The organism is Actinoplanes sp. ATCC 53533, from assembly GCF_003947245.1.
In genome coordinates this window covers 1-19,332 of sequence record NZ_QHHV01000021.1, presented here as the reverse complement: position 1 = coordinate 19,332, position 19,332 = coordinate 1, and the positions used below count along the sequence as shown (strand labels likewise).

Sequence of the window (19,332 nt, the reverse complement as noted above, 5' to 3'; positions counted from 1 at the left end):
GACGCGGCGGCGTGGGTGCCCTCGGTAGTGTCGTCGCGTGGCGGCGCGCTTGGAATCGGACGAGGAGCACGGTCCGCCGGTGTCCGCGGAGCATCGGCGACCGGTGCTCAAGCGTGTGCTGCGCTGGGTGGTCGCGGGCCGGCACGCGCCGGCGCGGCTGCGCCACGTCGTGGGGCGGGTCGCCGCGGCGGTCGGCAGGCCGGCGACGGAGGCCTTCGTGACCGGCATCGGCCGCCGCCCGGCGCTCTCGTGGCTGCTGTCGTGGCTGATCACGGGGTTGCTCGCGCTCGGGTCGCTGCCCCTCAACGTGGCGCTGGCCGCCTCGGAGTTCGACGTGCCGCCGCTGATCGCGTTCGTGGCGGGCATCGGGCAGAGCACCGCGCTGATTCTGATCACGGCCCGGCCGAGGGCGGCGACCGCTCTGCAGTTCCTGGCCGTCGTGGTGTTCGCGGTGGCCATCCCGCCCGGCTCCGGACCGACCTGGCCGCTGACGGCGATGGGCGGGTTCACGCTGATCGCGCACGTCGGCCTGGTCGCCGCCCGCCACAGCCGGCGGACGGCGCTGGAGACCTGGTGGGCGAGCATGCTGCTGCTGACCGCGGTGGTGCTGCTCGATCCGCGTGACCGGTCGGTCACGGACTGGCTGCCGATCATGATCGTCTACCCGATCCTCTCGGCCCTGGCACTCGGTGCCGTGCAGATGACCCGCCGCTGGCGGGAGGTCCGCCGGGAGCTCGCCGATGCGCGGCGCGATGTCGAGGTCGAGCAGAGCCAGCGCGCGGTCGCCGAGGAGCGCACCCGGATCGCGCGCGAGCTGCACGACGTGGTCGCGCACAGCATGTCGGTGATCCACATGCAGGCGACGTCGGCGTCGTACCGGATCAAGAACTTGGATCCGGAGAGCAAGGCCGAGTTCGAGCGGATCGCCGCCGGCGCGCGGTCGACGATGCGCGAGATGCGGCAGCTGCTGGCCGTGCTGCGGGATGAGAGCGCGGACGCCGAGCTGGCGCCGGTGCCCGGGCTGGGCCGGCTGCAGGAGCTGGTCGAGTCGGCCGGGCGTGCGGGCGTGCCGGTCGAGGTGCGCGAGGCCGAGGCGGTGCGGGCGGCCGTGCTCCCGGAGAGCGTCGCCCTGGCCGCATACCGGATCATCCAGGAATCGCTGAGCAACGTCATCCGGCACGCGCCCGGTGCCCGTACGCTGATTTGTCTTGATCTTGAAGGTTCTGATCTTGTGTTGTCCGTGCTGAACGACGCGGGGGCGCAGCCGGTCCAGCCCATGGAGGCGCCCGGCCGGGCCAGTCACGGACTGCCGGGGATGCGCGAGCGGGTCCGGCTGGTCGGCGGTTCATTGGCGGCCGGCGCGCGTGCCGAGGGTGGCTACCGGGTCGCGGCGAGGCTGCCGATCGGAGGCCGCGAATGATCCGCACGCTGATCGTGGACGACCAGTCGATGATCCGGGTGGGCATCCGCGCGATCCTTGAGGCGCAGGACGACATCACGGTCGTGGGTGAGGCGGAGAACGGGTCGCTCGGCGTGGAGCGGTGCCGCAGCCTGCGCCCGGACGTCGTGCTGATGGACGTCCGGATGCCGGTGCTGGACGGACTGGCCGCGACGAGAGCCCTGCTCGGCCCGGAACGCACCGAGGGGCACACGCCGCGGGTGCTGATGCTGACGACGTTCGACCTGGACGACTACATCTATGCCGCGTTGCGGGCCGGCGCGAGCGGCTTCCTGCTCAAGGACAGCGAGCCCGAGGACCTGCTGCGGGCCGTGCGCGTGGTGGCCGGCGGCGAGGCGTTGCTGGCGCCGGCCATCACGCGCCGGCTCATCGAGAGCTTCGTCGCGGCCCGGCCGAGGCGACCGGCCGGCGCCACGGCGCTCAACGGGCTCACCGACCGTGAGCGGGAGGTGCTGCGCCTGATGGCGCTGGGCCGGTCGAACGCCGAGATCGCCGCGGCGTTGTTCATCGCTGAGCAGACCACCAAGACCCATGTGAGCCGGATCCTGCAGAAGCTGGGCCTGCGCGACCGCGTCCAGGCCGTGGTCTTCGGCTACGAGACCGGCCTCGTCACGCCCGGCGGCCAGACCTGATCCCGGCTGAGCGCATACAGCTCGACCAGCGACTCCGACAGGGCGGCCGCATCACAGACCCCCATGGGGGTACGCCGCGCGATCTGCCAGTGATCCGACCACATGTCATCCGCCCACACCTCGGTGATCCGCTGCTCGTCGACCGTGTTGTGGGTCGACGTCGTGACGCCCGGATCCACCTCGACCAGCAACGTCAGCCCGCCGGGCAGCTCGCGCGCCAGCTGGGTGTGCAGCCGGCTCGACGGGTGGAATCCGTTGCCCTGCCACCGTCCGCGGAGCAGCCCCACGACCCGGTCGGTCGCCACCGGCCCGAATCCGGCCAGGCTCGTGGCCGCGCGCTCCGCCTCGGTCAGTACCACCGCCGGCCGGTGCAGCTGCGGGAACGGCTGCAGAATCTCGTAGTCGGCGAAGGTCTGCCTCCAGCCGGCCAGTTCCCCGCCCAGCTCCGCCGGGTGCACGATCCCGAGCGGCGCGTCGCCGTCGACGATCGCGGTCGTGTCGTGGATGTCGGCGAAGCTGCCGTCCTCCGCGACCCGCAGCGCCCGGACCAGACCATGCCCCGCGTCGAACTCGCCCCACAGCAGCCGTCGCGCGATCGGCCCGAGGATCGGGTGCGGAAGGAGGACCGCCGGGAGGTCGCGCGCCGGCCGGTGCCGATGCGCGAGCATCTCCCGCTCCAGGCGCGCGATCTGCGCCGCCACGGTCGCCCGCAGATCCTTCTTCAACCGCAGGAAGTGCTGGTAGGCCTCGGGATTGGTGTCCTTGACGCCCGGCTTGGGCGGCCTCGCCAGCAGCCGCCCGTCCGCATCCGCGGCGTAGGCGGTGAGGTGGTCGTCCGTGACCACTGTGAACTTGCGTGGCCCGTAGTCCAGCGTGACCCCGGTGTCCAGCCCGTGCGTGATCGCCAGCCGATCCGCCAGCTGCGTCACGGACAGCCCGCGCCGCGCGGCGGCCTGCGTCAAGTAGACGACGGCCCGCTCGTTCGTCGGCCCGCCCGACATGCCCTCCTCGATCGCCAGCAGGTGCCGCAGCGCCCCGTCCGTAGCCACCGTGGCCAGCACCGCGAGCCCGTCGATCGCCCGCGCATACCGGCTGCGCGCCGGCCACGACCGCACCAGCGGCGCGAGCGTGTCCATCGTGGAATCGTCGCCGAGGTGTGCCTGCGCCGGCACCACCCACGCCTCCGCCGCCGGCATCTCGTCCGTCAGCCACCCGTCCAGCAGCGCCCGCCCGAACGCGGCCAGGCTCTGTCTGTCGTAGCCCGCGATCAGCCTCGCCGCCTCCGGATCGGCCGCGGCTACCATCGGCTGCGCGGCCGCCGACGACTCGACGACCAGGGGCTGGCCGCCGTGGCGCGGTGCGGGATCCCCGGGTGCAGGCTCCGGCGCCTCTCCCAGGCGCGACCGGGTCAGCGCATCGACCAACCGGGCGACCTCGTCCTCCGGCACACTCCCGCCACCGGCCCGCCGGATCTCCGGCAGCCGCTCGGGGCGCAACCACCGCGGTGCCTGCCCTTTCCGCGCGGCTCGCGCCGCGTCCGGAAACACCGAGGGTACGGGCGTGAGCTCCGCGCCGCCTGGTGTCGCGCGGCCCGGCACACCGGACGGCAACTCCCGGCCGGGGGCGGGCTCGAGCAGGGCGGCGATCACGGTGCCGGCGGCCGCCCCGTACCCGTCGGCGGTCTTGACAATGACCGGCCCGTGGCCGATCGCGGCCAGGTAGCGAAGCGCATCCTCGGCATTCTGCCGCGCCTTGCCCGGGCGCCCGGCCGCGGCCGGGATCAGCGCACGCGCCGCGGCCTCGGCATGCCGATACAGCCACAGCCGCGCCCAGAGCCGCGCGGAGCCGAGCTGCCGCAGCCATCCCGCGACCGCCACGGCCGGCTCCGGCCCCCGGAACGGCAGCATCAGCACGCCCAGCCGGTCGGCGCCCTCGCCCGCCTCGCCGAGTGCGAACGGCAACGCGTCCAGCTCGAACCGCGCGACCGCGACCCGGTCCACGTCCAACCGCTGCCGGACCCGATGCGGCAGCGGCGTCGCGAGCAGCGCCCGCGCCGAGGCCTCGGGCCCCTTCGAGAACAGCCACGACACCTGCATGGGGGTCAGATCGGAGAGCCGGTCCGCGCCGGTCGCCGCCAGGACCCAGTCCGGCTGCTCCAGCCCGTGGTCGAGCGCCGCGGCCCGCGACCACCACAGCTCCCGCTCGCCGTCCGCCCAGACCATGACGGTCGGATCCGCGCAGATCAGCCCCTCGACCACGACCGGTTTGCGCCCCTTGCCCGCCGCCATCGTCCCAGCCTCCACGCTTGTTCGCTCCGCGCGGTCCAGCCACGGCCCGGCGGCCCACTCGCGGATCGGTCCAGAGACCGTAGCGGAGCGGCGCGCGCGCTCACGCACGGCCCGCGGTGGAATCGCGGTCCGCACGTGATCATGGTTTAGGGTCAGTCCAGTCCAGCGGGCCTCGGCGTGTCGGCGGTGCCTCGGCCGCGTAACCGGAGGAGTCGATGCTGCGATGACGGCAGGGCGACCGATGCCCACCCAGGACGAGGTGCTCGGATACTTCGACACGCTGTCGAACTGGGGACGCTGGGGCGACGACGACGAGCTCGGCACGCTGAACCACATCACCGACGACGTCCGGGTGGCGGCGGCGCGGGCGGTGCGCCACGGCAGGAGCGTGTCGTGCGCCTGGGAGGTTGCCGTGCCGGAGGACATGGAGCGGTCGACGACGACGTGCCCGTGCGCCGCCGACATGCCGGGCGCCGAGAACATGCCGGTGCCCGCCTTCCACGCCGACCGGCGCTGGGGCTTCTCGTCCGAGCGGCTCGGCATCACGTTCCACGGCAACACCATCACCCACCTCGACTCGCCGTGCCACATCTTCTGGGACGGCACGATGTACAACGGGCGGTCGCACTCGATGGTGGACGCCGCGACGGGATCGGCCTGGGCGGCTGTCACCGCGGCGGCGAACGGGATCAGCACGCGCGGCGTCCTGCTGGACGTCGCGAGGGTCCGCGATGTGCCGTGGTTGGAACCGGGGCAGGGCGTGTTCCCCGACGATCTCGAGGAGGCCGAGCGCCGTCAGGGTGTGCGGGTGCGATCCGGCGATGCGGTGCTCCTGCGGACCGGCTATGGCCGTGCCCGGCACCAGAGCGGTGCGGCCGGCGGTTTCACGCAGGCCGGCTGGCACGCGTCCTGCCTGCCGTGGCTGCGTGAACGGCAGGTCGCGCTGATCGCCGCCGACACCCCCCAGGACGTTCAGCCGTCGGGCTACGAAGACGTGTTGATGCCGGTGCACGCCGTGAGCCTCGTCGCGATGGGTCTGTGGCTGCTCGACAACTGCGACCTGGAGGCGTGCGCGACGACGGCTGCCGAGTTCGGCCAGTGGGACTTCCACCTCGCCGTCGCGCCGGTCCGCCTGGCCGGCACGTCCGGCAGCCCGGTCAACCCGATCGCCACATTCTGACCGCGGTGCACGAGAGTCACCTTGACCGCCGATTGCCGCGCCGGCGGGGTGTGGCGCACGTTCGCGGGCTGTTGCGTGCCGCCCTTCGCCGCGCCGACAGCGGCCAGGTCAGCGCCCTCAAGCGAACCATCGAAACGGGTTGGGTCGTCAGCTGAGCTGTTCGGCCAGACACCTTTCCGCGGTCCGGCAGGAAGTCATACGCTTCGATCGGACACCCGGTGCACGCGCACAAACGCTGAGGAGGGGTCATGAAGCTCGTGGTCAGGTTCGTGGTGGCGATGGTTGTGGCAGTGGGGCTCGCGGGACCGGCCGGGCCGGCCGCCGCGGCCCCGACCGGCTCGGCAGCCTCCGGGCATGCCCGGTTCAGTGCGCTGGTCTTCTCGAAGACCGCGGCGTTCCGGCACGACTCGATCCCGGCCGGAGTGGCCGCGATCCGGCAGCTCGGTGCCCGGCACCACTTCAAGGTCGACGCGACCGAGGACGCCGCGGCGTTCACCGACGCGAACCTCGCCCGGTACGACGTCGTGGTGTGGCTGAGCACCACCGGTGACGTGCTGACCGACGCGCAGCAGGCCGCCTTCGAGCGCTACATCCGCGCCGGCGGCGGATTCGCGGGCATCCACGCCGCCTCGGACACCGAGTACGACTGGGCCTGGTACGGCGGGCTGGTCGGGGCGTACTTCCGCGACCACCCGGGATCGGTCAACTCCCAGTTCCAGGTCGCCACGGTGAAGGTCCTCGACCGTGACTCCGCCGCCACCCGGCCGCTGCCGCGCCGCTGGGAACGGGAGGAGGAGTGGTACAACTTCCGCACCAACCCGCGGCACACCGTCCGGGTCCTCGCCGAGGTGGACGAACGGACCTACGACCCGCGCGGGTACAGCGTCCCCGGCGGCTCGCCCGGGATGGGCCGCCACCACCCGATCTCCTGGTGCCAGCCGTACGACGGGGGCCGCGCCTTCTACACCGCGCTGGGGCACAAGGCCGAGTACTACTCCGAGCCGCTGCTGCTCGCCCACCTTCTCGGCGGTATCCGGATGGCGGCCGGCGTGACCCGGTTCGACTGCGGCCGAGAGGACTGAGCCGGGACGGCCACGCCGCGGGCGAACCACGGGCCGATACCATCGCCGCGGGACGCAAGCGATCGGATAGTCGGAGGTCACGTGGCACCGGATGACATCTCGCGCGGCGAGGCGGAGCGACTTCGCGGGCTGGACGAGGCGGCGCGGGTGACCCGGACGTTCGAGATCATCGCCGACCGGGGCGCGCTGTGGGTCTGGGGCGACGAGGACGAGATCCTCTTCACCGAGGACGCGAAGCGCCGAACCCTGCTGCCGATCTGGCCCCATGCGACGGTGGCCCGGCTGGAGAACGAGGGCGACGTCGCCGGCGAGCACGCCATCAAGATCCCGGCGGAGGTGTTCCTGAAGGAATGGCTGCCGCAGCTGAGCGAGGACGACGCTGACATCGCGATCTTCCCGGTTGAGGAGTGGAACGCGGCGATCCTCACGCTGTCGGAGTTTCGCTCGAGGATGACGGCCGCGCTCCGGCTGAACTAGCACCGAACAGGCCGAGCAGGCTGCGGGGCGTGTCGGCGCCGAAGCAGATCTCGAAGTCGCGGGGGGCCTCGGCGGCCTCCGCGGTGCTGCGGGGGAAGAGCACCCGCTCGTAGGCGGTGAGCGCGGCCTCGACGTCGCCGGGGTGGGCGGCGATGGCGTGGGCGAGTTCGGCGCCGTCGAGCATGGCCAGGTTGGCGCCTTCGCCGTTCGGGGGCATGAGGTGGGCGGCGTCGCCGAGCAGCGTCACCCCGGGCACCCGGTCCCACCGGTGCCCGATCGGCAGGGCGTTGAGGACGCGCGGGACCGGTGGGGTCTCGCCGTCGGTGATCAGCGCGGTGAGCTCCGGCGCCCAGCCCTCGAACTCCGCGGCGACCCGCGCGATGGCCGCGGCGGTGTCGGTGAAGTCGATGCCGGCGATCCACTCCTGCGGCCTGGTGAGCCCCACGTAGGTGTGCAGGACGCCGCCGGCCTCGCGGTGGGCCAGGATCCCCCTGCCGGGGATGAGCGCGTACATCGCGCCATCGCCGACCGCCTTCGCGCTGGCGGGGTGGCGCTCGTCGGCGTCGAACAGGTAGGTCTCGACGAAGGACGTGCCGACGTATTCGGGCGTCGCGTCGGACAGCAGCGGGCGCACGCGGGACCACGCACCGTCCGCGCCGATCAGCAGGCTTGTCGTCACGGCCGAGCCGCCGGCGAACGTCAGCTCGTGCCGGCCGTCGCCGCTCGGCCGGATCGCGGTGACCTTGTGCCCCCACTTGATCGTGCCGGCCGGGAGTGAGTCGAGCAGGATCTGCCGCAGGTCGCCGCGGAGCACCTCGGGACGGCCGCCGGTGCCGTCGTCGGGCTTGTCGAGCAGGACGGTGGCGTCCGGGTCGAGGATCCGGACCGCCTCGCCGCCCTCGTGGACGCGCTCGAGGAACTTGTCGAACAGGCCGGCCGCCTTGAGGGCGAGCTGCCCGTTGTGCTGGTGGATGTCGAGCTGGCCGCCCTGGGTGCGGGCGCCCGCCGAGGCGTCGGCCTCGTAGATGGTCGCCGGGATGCCGTGGACGTGCAGGACCCGGGCGAGCGTCAGCCCGCCGAGTCCCGCACCGATGATCGTGACCGGAGTGGCCATGGTGAATCCTTCCGTCTCGACACGTCTGGAACGTCGTTCCATAGCCAGCTTGGAGCAGCGTTCCAGGCATGTCAAGCTGACAAATTCCACACGTCTCTCCGAAATGCTGGTCGTCGGCCCGCGGAGGTTCCCGGACCGGGTAGGACAGGGGAGGCACCATGCGGGGAATTCCTGCGCTGGTCGTGGCGATCGTGCTGGGCGGCGCGCTGCAGGCTTGCGGATCGCCGGAGACGACCGGGGGCGACGGCGGGACCGGCGCGAAGGTGGCCACCCTTTCCAGCGCCGCGGCCACGCCGAGCACGGCCGCGGAGTCCAAGCGGCCCCGGTACCGGATGGACATGACGCCGGACGAAAAGGGCGCTCTGATGGAGCCGTACTACAAATGCCTGAAGGACCACGGCTACACCTTCTTGGATGCGAAGAAGGCGGGCCTCGGTAACGCACCCCCGGCCGGGACCGTCGCATCGAAGAAGGAGCTGGAACTTCGGGCCTGCGAGGCGCAGTACTACCCGCTGCCGGAGTGGGAAATCGATCCGGCCAACCCGGAGGCCGCCGACTTCGACCATGCCGTGGACCAGTGCCTGAAGAGGAAGGACATTGACAAGAATGGCGACGTCGCCAAGATGATGGAGGCGACCGACCAGTGCCAGCGTGAGATCGCCGCCGACAAGAAGTATTAGGTAATTGTCAGGTCTTCCGGAGATCGACCGCGCTCTCGCCGGGCCGACCTATCATCGCCGTCATGTGTGCACAGGTCATGGTCGCAGACGACGATCCGCGGCACGCGGAGGGCATCCGCCGGTACCTCGTCGCGGACGGCCACGAGGCCGTGGTGGTGCATGACGGGCAGGCGGCGCTCGACACCGCCCGCCGGCTGCGGCCCGACCTGCTGATCCTCGACGTGATGATGCCGGGGCTCGACGGCCTGCAGGTGTGCCGGACCCTTCGGCGCGAGTCGGACGTCCTGATCCTGATGCTGACCGCCCGCAGCACCGAGGACGACCTGCTGGTCGGGCTGGAGCTCGGGGCCGACGACTATCTGACCAAGCCGTTCAGCCCGCGCGAGCTGATGGCCCGGATCCGCACGCTGCTGCGACGTTCATCGCGGGGCACACCGGGCCTCGCCGGGCGCCGCACCCGGCAGATCGGGCGGATCGGCATCGACCTGGCCGGCCATCACGTCACCCTCGACGGCGTCCGGATCGAGTGCACGCGCGGAGAGTTCGCGATCCTGGCCGCGATGTCGGAGCAACCGGACCGGGTCTTCACCCGGGCCCAGCTGCTGCACCACACCCGGGGCATCGACCGGAGCTCGACCGAGCGCACCATCGACGTCCACGTGGCGAACCTGCGCCGCAAGATCGAGGCCGACTCCCGGCGTCCGGTCCAACTGCTCACCGTCCACGGCGTCGGCTACAAACTGGCCGCGGCGTGAGCGAGCGCGGCGTGAGCAGTCGGGTGCCGGTGCGGCACAGCCTGATAACCCGGCTGCTGGCCACGTCGATCCTGATCGCCGTCGCGTCGATCACGGCCACCGCGTGGCTCGCCGCCAGCACCGCCACCCGGGCGGTCAGCCAGGAACAGGGCCGCGCGCTCGACGACGACAAGGGCGTGTACGACATGCTGATCGCCTACGCCGCCACCCACCCGGACTGGTCCGGCGCCCCGGCCCTGATCGACGCGCGGGCCACGAAGCTGGGCCGCCGGATCACGCTGATGACCGAGGAGCGCTCGGTGATCGCCGAGTCCGGCACCGGACCCTCGCTGCGCGCCGCGCGGCCGTCCGCCGTGGTGGACCCGCTCAATCTGGACCTCGACCTGACCGGAAGCATCGACAGCATCGACGCCCGGGCGGTCGGGCCGTACCTCGTCCCGCCGGCCGAACGCCCGGCCCTGCGCGCCATCGCCGACGAGGAACTGACCTGCCTGCGCAAGGTCGGCTTCGACGGCACGATCAGGCAGGAGCCGAACGGCCGCCCGCAGGTCATCCTGACCAGCCCCGACCGCGGCGGCTTCGCCAACATCTGCCGCCAACAGCTCCCGGCCGTGGTCAGCAGGACCGAGCAGAAGGCCCTGCGAACGCTGAGCACGCTGACCGCCCAATGCCTCAAGCTCGGCGGACGCGCGGACCAACTGCAGATCCGCCCCGACTTCACCGCCTACCTGAGCTCGGTGCCGGTGACCAAGGTGCCCGGCTCGGACACGGTCCTCAAGCTCACGGGGGAGGCACTGGTCGCCGTCACCGCCACCGACCAGGCCACCCGCGTCTGCGTGGAGAAAGAACGACGGACCCAACTGCAGGCGTACGTGGCCCCGCGCGCCTTGCTGTTCGTCACCGACGCGGGGACCGGTGTCGACCGGACCACCTTCACCCTGTCCACCGGCAACACCGTCCGGATCGTCATCGTGACCGGCGCCATCCTGCTCGTCACCATCGCGGTTACCGTGCTGGCCGGCCGTCGGCTGGTCCGGCCGCTGCGGGTGCTCACCGAGTCCGCCACCCGGCACACCCCGGCGGTGGTGTCCACCAAGGACGAGATCGGTCACCTGGCCCGGGCCCTGCAGGACTCGGCCGGCCACCGGGAGCGGGCCGACGCCCAGCGCCGGGCCATGGTCAACGACGTCGCGCACGAGCTGCGCAGCCCGCTCAGCAACATCCGCATCTGGCTGGAAGCCGCCCAGGACGACCTCACCCCGACCGACGCCCAGCTGGTCGCACTCCTGCACGAGGAGGTGATCCTGCTCCAGCACATCATCGACGACCTGCGCGACCTGGCCGCCGCGGACGCGGGCACGCTGCGCGTCCACCCCGAGCCGACGTACGTCCGCGACGTGCTGACCCAGGTGGTGGACAGCCACCGCGGCGCCGCCCACGCGGCCGGCGTCGACCTGCGACTCGACATCCCGCACGACCCGGTCGTGCCCGCCGACCAGGTGCGCCTGCGCCAGCTGGTCGGCAACCTGGTCTCGAACGCGATTCGCTACACCCCGGCGGGCGGCACGGTCACCGTCGCCGCACACGACACGACGATCACAGTACGAGACACGGGCACCGGCATCCCGGCCGAGCACCTGCCCAGGATCTTCGACCGTTTCTGGCGGGCGGACCAGTCCCGCAGCCGCTCGACCGGCGGCAGCGGCCTGGGCCTGGCGATCGCCCGGCACCTGACCGAGGCGCACGGCGGCACCATCGACGTCGCGAGCCAGCCGGGCCGGGGCACCCTCTTCACCGTCCGCCTGCCCTGACCCCCGTTGAACAGCCGGCGTCAGGGCGCTGGGCGCGCGGCGACGTCGGCGCGCAGCGCCTTCTTGTCCACCTTGCCGACCTTGGTGCTCGGCAGCTCGTCGACGAGCAGGAGCCGCTCGGGCAGCTTGAAACTTGCGATCTCCATCGCTTCCAGGCCGGCCCGGATCTGGTCGAGGGTCACCGTCCGGCCCGGTTGCGGCACCACGTAGACGCACACCCGCTCGCCCAGCTTCGGATCGGGCATCGCGACGGCGGCGACCTGGCTGATGTCGGGTAGCTGGTAGACGAGGTTCTCGACCTCCTCGGCGGAGATCTTCTCGCCGGCGCGATTGATCATGTCCTTGTCGCGCCCCTCGACCACGAGATTGCCGTCGGGAGTGAGCCGGCAGATGTCGCCGCTGCGATACCAACCGTCGGCGGTGAACGCGCGGGCGTTCTGCTCGGGAGCGCGGTAGTAGCCCCGGGGCGTGTACGGCCCCCGGGTCAGCAGCGAGCCGGGCTGCCCGTCCGGCACTTCCTGGTCGAACTCGTCGACGAGGCGCACCTCGTCGTCCGGGCACATGGGACGCCCCTGGGTGGTGCAGATGATCTCTTCGGGGTCGTCCAGCCGGGTGTAGTTCAGCAGCCCTTCGGCCATCCCGAAGACCTGCTGCAACCGCGTGCCGAGGACCGGGCGCACCCGGCGGGCCAGCTCGTCGGCGAGGCGCGCCCCACCGACCTGGAGGACAGCCAGCGTAGCGAGCTCGGCCGCGCCGTGCTCCGCGGCGTATTCCAGCCACCGCCCGGCGACGGCGGGCACCACCGCGGTGTGGGTGACCCCCGCCGCGGCGATCGTGGCGAAGGCCCGGGCCGGCTCGGGGGAGGGGAGCATGACCACGGTGCCGCCGGCGAGCAGCGCACCGAGGATCCCCGGGCAGGCCAGCGGGAAGTTGTGTCCCGCCGGCAGGCTCACCAGGTAGACGGTCCGGGCGTCGACACCGCTGACCTCGGCGCTGGCCCGGGCGTTGTACGCGTAGTCGTCGTGGGTGCGGGCGATCAGCTTCGGCAGACCGGTGGTGCCGCCGGAGAGCAGGAACACGGCGACGTCCCGGCTGCCCGGCCGGCGGGCTTCCTGCCGGGCACGCGCCGCAGCCGGGTCGGCGGCGGGGGCGCACACCGCGCGCAGGTCGATGCTGCCCGGGGTGATCAGGTCGCCGGCGACCAGCACGGTCCACGGTCCGGCTGCCTCGCCTGCCAGCTCGTGCCCGAGCCGCTGGTGGTCGAAGTCGCGCAGCCGGTCGGGCACGGCGATCGCGACCGCCTCGGAATGCCGGACGAGGTAGCCCAGCTCGGTGCGGCGGTGCCCGGGCAGGGCCATCACCGGCACGATGCCGGCGCGCAGGCAGGCGCCGAGCAGGACGACGAACTCCCAACCGTTGGGCAGTTGAACGACGATCCGGTCCCCGGCGGCCAGGCCGAGGTCGAGCAGGCGCCCGGCGGCGGCGTCCATCCGGTCGAGCAGTTCGGCGTACGTGAACCGCACCGGCCCGTCGACCAGGGCCGGCGCCGTGGGACTCCGGTCGCCGGCGGCGCGCACCAGCTCGCCCAGCGGCTGCCCGGCCCAGTATCCGGCCGCGACATAGCGGGTGACCTCCTCGTCCGGCCATCCCACAACGCCGTCACTCACTGACGTGGCCAACGGGCACCTCCGGTTCGCTCGCGACCGCGACGGCGTCCAGGGCGAGCAGGCCCCGGGCGGTCAGCCGCAGCGGGTTGATCTCGATCTCGGTCAGCTGAGGGTTGGCGTACAGCAGGTCGCCGAGGGCGACCACGACGGCGGCGAAGGCGTCCGGGTCGAGAACCGGCCCGCCCCGCCAGCCTTCGAGCAGCGTACGGCCGGCTAGTTCGCGGGGCATGGCACCGGCCTGCGCGCTGGTCAGCGGTGCGAGCCGCAGGGACACGTCGGCCAGCGCCTCCGCCGTCGTACCGCCGAGCCCGCAGAGCACCACGGGGCCGAAGACCGGGTCGCGGCGGGAACCGACCACGAGATCGACGCCGGGCGGGGCCATCGACTCCACCAGGAAGCGCCGGGCGCCGGCGGCTTCGAGCGCGTCGAGGGCGGCCTCGAGCTGGTCGGGGGTGGTCACCCCGAGCCGTACCCCGCCGATCTCGGTCTTGTGGAGCACGCTCGCGTCGAGCAGCTTGACCGCGACCGGGCCGGGCAGCTCGGCGAGCGCTCGGCGGGCCTCGGCCCGGCCGGCGCACGCCCGGCGCGGCATCGTCGCCACCCCGAGCCGCTCCAACAGGGCCTTGGCCTGGTCTTCGTCCCACGGGCCGGCGCCGACGAGCGGCGCCCGGCCGGCGGCGGCCGGCATCGGCGTGCGGCGGCCCGCGCGAGCGTCGGCGAGCAGCGCGCCGATCATGGCGGCCACCCCGGTGGGATCGGGCGCGACCGGTACGCCCCGTTCGAGGAGCGCCCGGCGGATGCGCCGAACCTCGGGCCCGACGCCGCCGACCCCGGCAACCAGCGGCGTTCCCGCCCGTGCGGTGCCTTCCTCAACCGCCGCGACCAGGTCGAACGCGTCAGGCTCGGCGAGGGCGTACGCGGCGACCACGTCCACGCCGGGGTCGGCCGCGACCGCGGCGAGCACGGCAGCGAACCCGGGCCCGGGTCGCCCGGTGTCCACCGGGTTGCGCTGGTACGTCAGCGGGGGCAGCAGCGTGGCCAGCACTCTCCTGGTCTCGGCGGCCAGCTCCGGCACCGGCGCCGCCGCCCCACGCAACTCGTCCAGCAGCAACAGCCCCGGACCGGCCTGGGCGGTGACCACGCCGACGCCCGGGTCGGCGGCGGGACGCAGCCGGATCAGCGACAGCGCGCCGACCGCGTCCACGAGTGCACGCTCGTCGTCGACCAGCACCGCCCCCGCCTGCGCCAGCGCGGCCCGGGTGGTGCGCCACGACGTGGCGAGGGCACCGGTGTGCGACGCGGCGAACGCACTGACCTCGTTGCGCCCGACCACGAGCGCGACGACAGCCACGGTGGGCACGAGCCGGGCGACCGCCTCGACCAGCCGGCGCCCGTCCGCGACCGACTCGATGTGCAGCGCGACCGCGCGGGTCTCCGGCCGGCGGGCGAGGTGGTCGAGCACGTCCGCGGCGGTGATGTCGACGGCGTTGCCCAGCCCGACCGCGAGGCTGACGCCGTGCCCGGCCTCGGTCAGGAGGAAGGCGAGCGCGTGGTTGACGCCGCCGCTCGCGGCGACCACGGCGACCCGGCCGGCGGGCACCGTGCCGGCGCCGGGGACGAAGCTGGCCGTCAGCCCGTGTCCCGGGGCGAGGAAGCCGGAGGTGTTCGGCCCGAGCAGCCGGATGCCGGTGCCCGCCGCGACCGCGGCGAGCTCATGTTGGTAACCCGCACCGTCGGGACCGGCCTCGGCGAAGCCACCGCCGTAGATGATCGCGGCCCGGGCACCGGCCGCGGCGGCCTCGGCGAGAGCGGCGGCACAGCCCGGCGCGGGCAGGCAGATCATCGCCAGGTCGACCGGACCATGCGCGGACGCATCCTTGATCGTGGCGTAGATCCCGGCGGCCGGTTCCGGGTCGCGGGCATTGACCAGCGCGACACGCCCGGGGAATCCCCGCAGTGACCGGGCCAGCGCGGCACCGAGCTTCGCCGGGTTGCGCGACGCCCCGACCACCGCCACGCCACGCGGCGCGAACAGCGGGTCGAGGGACCCGTCGCCCAGACCGCCGGGCACCGCGGTGGGCAGCACGGCGGTCACGGCGACACCTTCCAGGACGCGACGGCCTCGGACCGGCCCCCGACCAGATCGGTCCGGCCGGACAGCACGGCGGTGGTCGCCTGGTCGCGATCCAGGCCGTCGTCGACCAGCAGGGCGGGCAGCCGGTGCCGCAATCGGACGTGCTCGGTGAGCAGCGAACGCGTGAACCGGGTGCCGCCGTGCACCGCGACGAGGGCCGGGCCCGACTCGATCAGCCGGGCGAGGGTGGCCTCGGCGGCGGCGAGCCCGGCTTCGTCCTCCGGTGCGGCCAGCCACGCGCCCCAGCGCGGCCGCCCGGGATCGGCGTGGGGAAGCAGCGTCAGCTCCGTATCGGGCAGCTCCGCCGTGGCGTACGCGCCGTGCCCGGTGACCACCACGGTCCGGCCCGCCAGTGGCTCGGCCCCGTGAGCGACGCGCCATTCCTCGTGCGTGGCCCGCACGAAGTCCGGCGCCCGCCGGGCCAGCCGGGCGTCGGTGATGCTGCGGGTCAGGAAGTGGTACGCGAACTGCCACGGCTCGAACGCGTCGTGGTACTGACCGAACCGTTCCCACCAGCTCAGGCTGGGCCGTGCCGCGTCCTGGATGGCGACGACCGACGGCTGGGCCGCCGCCTCGTACGCGGGCAGCGCCGAACTCAGGTCGTACCCGTGCTCGACGAGCGTCCTGCTGAGTGCGATCGCGTCCTCCATCGCCATCTTGGTGCCGGAACCGACCGAGAAGTGCGCGGTGTGCACCGCGTCGCCGAGCAGCGCGACGGGCGCCGGCTCGAAGGTGTACCACCGCCGCGTGCGCCGGGTGCGGAAGTTGCCCCAGCGCGAGTTGTTCACCAGCAGCTGGTGGCCGTCGATCCGATCGGCGAACAGCTTTTCCAGGTACGACTTGGTGGCGAGGTCGCTCGGCCCGGGCGGTTGCGTCGTGTCGAATGCGTCAAGTCCGGCGGTTCGCCACGACGCCTCGTCGCACTCCACGATGAAGGTGCTCGTGTCCGCGCTGATCGGATAACCGTGCACGGCGAACACCCCGTCCGGGCCTCGCTCGTGAATGAAGGTGAGACCGTCGAACAGGTAGTCCGTGCCGAACCAGATGAACTTGGCGCCGGCCGTCCGCACCGTCGAGTCCAACCGCGCGGTGAGCCGTTCCCGGATCCGCGAGCCGGCCCCGTCGGCGGCCACGACGAGGTCGTAGCCCGACAGGTCGGCGAGGCCGACCTCGGTGCGGAAGCGCAGCTCGGCGCCGGATTGTTCGGCCCGGGCCTGCATCAGCGCCAGCAGGGTGCGCCGGGCGATCGCGGCCATCCCGTTGCCGCCGCAGCGGATCCGTTCGCCCTTGAGCCAAACCTCGATGTCCTCCCAGTGCCGGCCATGCGCCGCCAGCGCCTCGCGGAGCACCGGGTCCGCCTCATGGATGCCGGCCAGGGTGCGGTCGGAGAAGACCACCCCGAAGCCGAACGAGTCGTCGGCCCGGTTGCGCTCGAACACCGTCACCTCGACCGCCGGATCAGCCCGCCGGATCAGCGTGGCGAAGAACAGGCCGCCCGGTCCGCCGCCCACCACCGCGATACGCATGCCGTCAGCCCTCCGTCGCTCATCGTTGTGGCGAACATATAACAGATGAGCTACGGCCGTCCAGCATTCGAAACATCAGGATCGGTGGTGGCGCCGTTGCCGGCCAGCAACCCGTCGACGTAGGCCTCCGCCGGCGCCCGCAGCAACCCGTGCGCCTGGAGGAAGACCTCGTGCGCGGCCCGCCCCGACCAGCCCTCGGGCAGCAGCTCGGGGGGCAGATCGGGATCGCGGAACGGGAACAGCCGGTAGTCGTGGATCAAGCGGACCCGCTCCACCAGCGCCTGCCGCCCGTCCAGCTCGCCGTCCCGGTATCGAGCCAGCCGCGGCTGATAGCGCTGCAGCAGCTCGGTGTACTCCCGGTCGAGGGTGGCCAGGTCCCAGGCGCGGCCGGCCATGTCGCGATCCGCGGCGAGCCCTTCCGAGCGGGCGCTGAACGCATCGATCCGCACGGCGGGCTGGTCGGCGAAGCCGGCCCGGACGTCCGCCACCCGGTCGTGCGGGCAGAACCACACCCCCGACGCCAGCGGGCCGAATCCGAGCCAGGTCAGGCGCTTGCGCAGCTGCTCACGCAGCGCCCGATCGGTCTCCGGTACCGAAAAGATGATCATGTGCCACTGCCCGTCCCACGGTCCGGTGGCGCGAGCGAAGATCCGGGTATGCCCCTCGTCCAGCAGTCGCCACGCCGCGTCCGTGAGGGTGTAGACGGTCTCCCGGCCGTCTCGGCGGGTCTCCAGCCAGCCCTCCTTGCGCAATCGGGCGACCACCACCCGCACGGTCGGTTCGGGCACGTCGAAGCCCTCCATCAGCGTGATCAGGGTGCGTAGCCGCACCTCGCCGCCGTGGTAGCGCAGGTAGTCGCCAAACAGGTCGAAAACCAGGGACCGCGCCTTCATCGACACCCCTCGTCAGCACGAAATGTTTCAGATTCTTGACGCCCGTTGCAGAACAGTCTCATCATCATAGGGATCCTCCGGCCGCTCACGCCGGCAGCATCCCAGCACCCAAGGAGACGCCATGTCAGAAACCTTCGTTCTCATCGCCGGCGCCTGCCACGGGGGCTGGAGTTGGCGGCCGCTCGCCGAGCAGCTGCGGTCCGCCGGCCATCGGGTGCTCACCCCCACCCTGCCCGGTCTCGCCGACGGTGACGACCCCCGGCGGCACAGCCTGGCCGACGTCGCCGACTTCGTGGTCGACCTGGTCGAGCGCCACGATCTGGTCGACGTCACCATGGTCGCGCACAGCTGGGGCGGGTATCCGATGACCGGGGCGGCGCACCGGCTCGCCCCGCGGCTGCGCAAGCTGGTCTATTGGAGCGCCTTCGTCCCGGCCGAGGGGGTTCCGCTGCTCGGCGACGTACCGCCGCACTACGCCGAGATGTTCACCCAGGTGGCCGCGGCCTCGGGGAACAACAGCGTGATCTTCCCGTACGAGGTGTTCACGTCGGCCTTCATGCAGGACGCGGACGAGGGCCTGCAGCGCCTGGTCCACGGCCTGCTGACCCCGCAGCCGATGCAGTACTTCACCGAGACCGTCGCGTCCGTCGATCCGCTGGCGCTGGGCGTCCCGGCCAGCTATGTGCTCTGTACCGAAGACCTGGCGCTGCCGCCCGGCGAATGGGCCTGGGCGCCGCGCTTCCCGCAGCGCCTGGGCAACGTGCCGGTCATCGAGACGCCCGGCAGCCACGAGGCCCTCTTCACCCGGCCGGCCGAGCTGGCGGCCGCGCTCGTCAAGGCCTGAGCCTCGGGGCGGCGGCCCGCGCCTGTTCTCCGGTCGTTGCCGGCGGGTTCGCGCAAGGCTCGTACCCGGCGTCGGTCACGCGTGGAACGGCGCGGCGGGCTCGGTCTGGTGCCGAGCCCGCCGGGTCGGTGGGGTGGTGTCGTGGTGGTCAGCGTTGGCGGGTGAGTAGGCCTGGGCGGTAGGGCAGCAGGCCGTAGTCGCCGCCGGAGTTGGGGGCGCGTCCTTGGTAGAGCAGTTGCAGGTTGCAGGGGTCGATGGTCATGGTCTGGTCGGCGGTGGTGCGGATGAGTTCGCCGTGGCTGATGTCGTTGGTCCAGGTGGCGCCGCTGTTGGCTTTGCCGGCGAAGGGGTTGCTCTCGGTGGCGGCTTGGGGGGTCCAGGTGCCGCCGAGGCTGGTGGCGGTGAAGGAGCGGAAGTAGCGGCCGTTGGCGCCGATGGCTTCGACGATCATGAGGTATTGGTTTTGGCCTTGGACTTTGTAGACCTGGGGTGCTTCGAAGAGGTTGTTGGTGGTGTCGGTCATGATCGTGGTGTAGGTGGCGCCGAAGTTTCCGGGGAAGTTTCCGATGGGCATGCCGGCTCGGTAGATTTTGCCGTTGTCGCCGGCGAAGAAGAGGTACATGGTGGTGCCGTCGCCGATGATCGTCTGGTCGATGGGTCCGGTGCCGGAGCCGGTGATGCTGCCGGTGAACAGTGGTTGTGCCGCGGACCAGCCGTTGGGGTTGGTGGGGTCGTTCGAGGTGCGGTACATGAAGGGCGATGGGCCCCATTGGTAGGTGAGGACCCAGAT

Annotated in this window: 16 protein-coding genes; 9 read left to right on the top strand and 7 right to left on the bottom strand. The window is 72.4% G+C overall.

From position 1 onward, the window contains the following. Positions 1-79 precede the first annotated feature (79 nt). Both DMB66_RS08190 and DMB66_RS08185 read left to right on the top strand, forming a co-directional pair. Positions 80-1,420 (top strand): sensor histidine kinase, encoded by a 1,341-nt coding sequence (locus DMB66_RS08190; RefSeq protein ID WP_125803421.1) that lies wholly within the window; start codon positions 80-82, stop codon positions 1,418-1,420. Then, on the top strand, positions 1,417-2,091 hold the full coding sequence (locus tag DMB66_RS08185) for a response regulator transcription factor (protein WP_125803420.1): 675 nt from the start codon (positions 1,417-1,419) through the stop codon (positions 2,089-2,091). Before DMB66_RS08190 ends, DMB66_RS08185 begins: the two co-directional genes overlap by 4 nt. On the opposite strand, the gene DMB66_RS65530 is transcribed toward DMB66_RS08185, so the two are convergent. Further along, positions 2,052-4,379, bottom strand: coding sequence for a DUF4132 domain-containing protein (locus DMB66_RS65530; protein WP_125803419.1), 2,328 nt, complete (start codon positions 4,377-4,379; stop codon positions 2,052-2,054). The genes DMB66_RS08185 and DMB66_RS65530 overlap by 40 nt on opposite strands. A 223-nt stretch (positions 4,380-4,602) precedes the next feature. Here DMB66_RS65530 and DMB66_RS08175 point away from each other — a divergent pair, with 223 nt between their 5' ends. The 3 genes from DMB66_RS08175 (at position 4,603) to DMB66_RS08165 (ending at position 7,118) form a co-directional block, all read left to right on the top strand. Then, positions 4,603-5,559 (top strand): cyclase family protein, encoded by a 957-nt coding sequence (locus tag DMB66_RS08175; protein WP_233624385.1) that lies wholly within the window; start codon positions 4,603-4,605, stop codon positions 5,557-5,559. A 248-nt stretch (positions 5,560-5,807) separates the two neighbouring features. Beyond that, a complete protein-coding gene (locus tag DMB66_RS08170) occupies positions 5,808-6,641 on the top strand; it encodes a ThuA domain-containing protein (RefSeq protein WP_125803418.1) in 834 nt (277 codons plus the stop codon). A gap of 81 nt (positions 6,642-6,722) precedes the next feature. Continuing rightward, positions 6,723-7,118: a DUF2750 domain-containing protein gene (locus DMB66_RS08165; protein WP_158647171.1), complete on the top strand. Its 396-nt coding sequence runs from the start codon at positions 6,723-6,725 to the stop codon at positions 7,116-7,118. Here the strand turns inward: DMB66_RS08165 and DMB66_RS08160 are convergent. Then, positions 7,066-8,232: an NAD(P)/FAD-dependent oxidoreductase gene (locus DMB66_RS08160; protein ID WP_125803416.1), complete on the bottom strand. Its 1,167-nt coding sequence runs from the start codon at positions 8,230-8,232 to the stop codon at positions 7,066-7,068. The genes DMB66_RS08165 and DMB66_RS08160 overlap by 53 nt on opposite strands. Before the next feature lie 182 nt (positions 8,233-8,414). Here DMB66_RS08160 and DMB66_RS08155 point away from each other — a divergent pair, with 182 nt between their 5' ends. From DMB66_RS08155 to DMB66_RS08145, 3 genes are all read left to right on the top strand, one after another. Next, positions 8,415-8,912: a hypothetical protein gene (locus DMB66_RS08155; protein WP_125803415.1), complete on the top strand. Its 498-nt coding sequence runs from the start codon at positions 8,415-8,417 to the stop codon at positions 8,910-8,912. 62 nt (positions 8,913-8,974) lie between these two features. Beyond that, the gene (locus DMB66_RS08150; RefSeq protein WP_125803414.1) at positions 8,975-9,667 is read left to right on the top strand and encodes a response regulator transcription factor; all 693 of its coding nucleotides are present in this window, start codon (positions 8,975-8,977) and stop codon (positions 9,665-9,667) included. Positions 9,668-9,678: 11 nt separating this feature from the next. Beyond that, positions 9,679-11,478: a cell wall metabolism sensor histidine kinase WalK gene (locus DMB66_RS08145; protein ID WP_233624384.1), complete on the top strand. Its 1,800-nt coding sequence runs from the start codon at positions 9,679-9,681 to the stop codon at positions 11,476-11,478. A gap of 20 nt (positions 11,479-11,498) precedes the next feature. On the opposite strand, the gene DMB66_RS08140 is transcribed toward DMB66_RS08145, so the two are convergent. Genes DMB66_RS08140 through DMB66_RS08125 form a run of 4 tightly spaced genes read right to left on the bottom strand, consistent with a single transcriptional unit; the run spans position 11,499 to position 17,698 of the window. Then, positions 11,499-13,130, bottom strand: a complete 1,632-nt coding sequence (locus DMB66_RS08140) for a (2,3-dihydroxybenzoyl)adenylate synthase (RefSeq protein WP_233624383.1) — start codon at positions 13,128-13,130, stop codon at positions 11,499-11,501. 7 nt (positions 13,131-13,137) lie between these two features. Then, on the bottom strand, positions 13,138-15,240 hold the full coding sequence (locus tag DMB66_RS08135; RefSeq protein ID WP_199752126.1) for an acetate--CoA ligase family protein: 2,103 nt from the start codon (positions 15,238-15,240) through the stop codon (positions 13,138-13,140). Then, on the bottom strand, positions 15,237-16,805 hold the full coding sequence (locus tag DMB66_RS08130) for an FAD-dependent monooxygenase (RefSeq protein WP_125803412.1): 1,569 nt from the start codon (positions 16,803-16,805) through the stop codon (positions 15,237-15,239). Before DMB66_RS08130 ends, DMB66_RS08135 begins: the two co-directional genes overlap by 4 nt. A 50-nt stretch (positions 16,806-16,855) precedes the next feature. Continuing rightward, positions 16,856-17,698 carry a PaaX family transcriptional regulator C-terminal domain-containing protein gene (locus tag DMB66_RS08125; protein ID WP_125803411.1) on the bottom strand — a complete coding sequence of 281 codons (843 nt, stop codon included), beginning with the start codon at positions 17,696-17,698 and terminating at the stop codon, positions 16,856-16,858. 121 nt (positions 17,699-17,819) lie between these two features. Here DMB66_RS08125 and DMB66_RS08120 point away from each other — a divergent pair, with 121 nt between their 5' ends. Beyond that, positions 17,820-18,542 carry an alpha/beta fold hydrolase gene (locus DMB66_RS08120; protein ID WP_125803410.1) on the top strand — a complete coding sequence of 241 codons (723 nt, stop codon included), beginning with the start codon at positions 17,820-17,822 and terminating at the stop codon, positions 18,540-18,542. A 148-nt stretch (positions 18,543-18,690) separates the two neighbouring features. Here DMB66_RS08120 and DMB66_RS08115 read toward each other — a convergent pair. Next, positions 18,691-19,332 (bottom strand): non-reducing end alpha-L-arabinofuranosidase family hydrolase (locus DMB66_RS08115; RefSeq protein WP_255440441.1); only part of this gene is annotated, 642 nt, incomplete at its 5' end.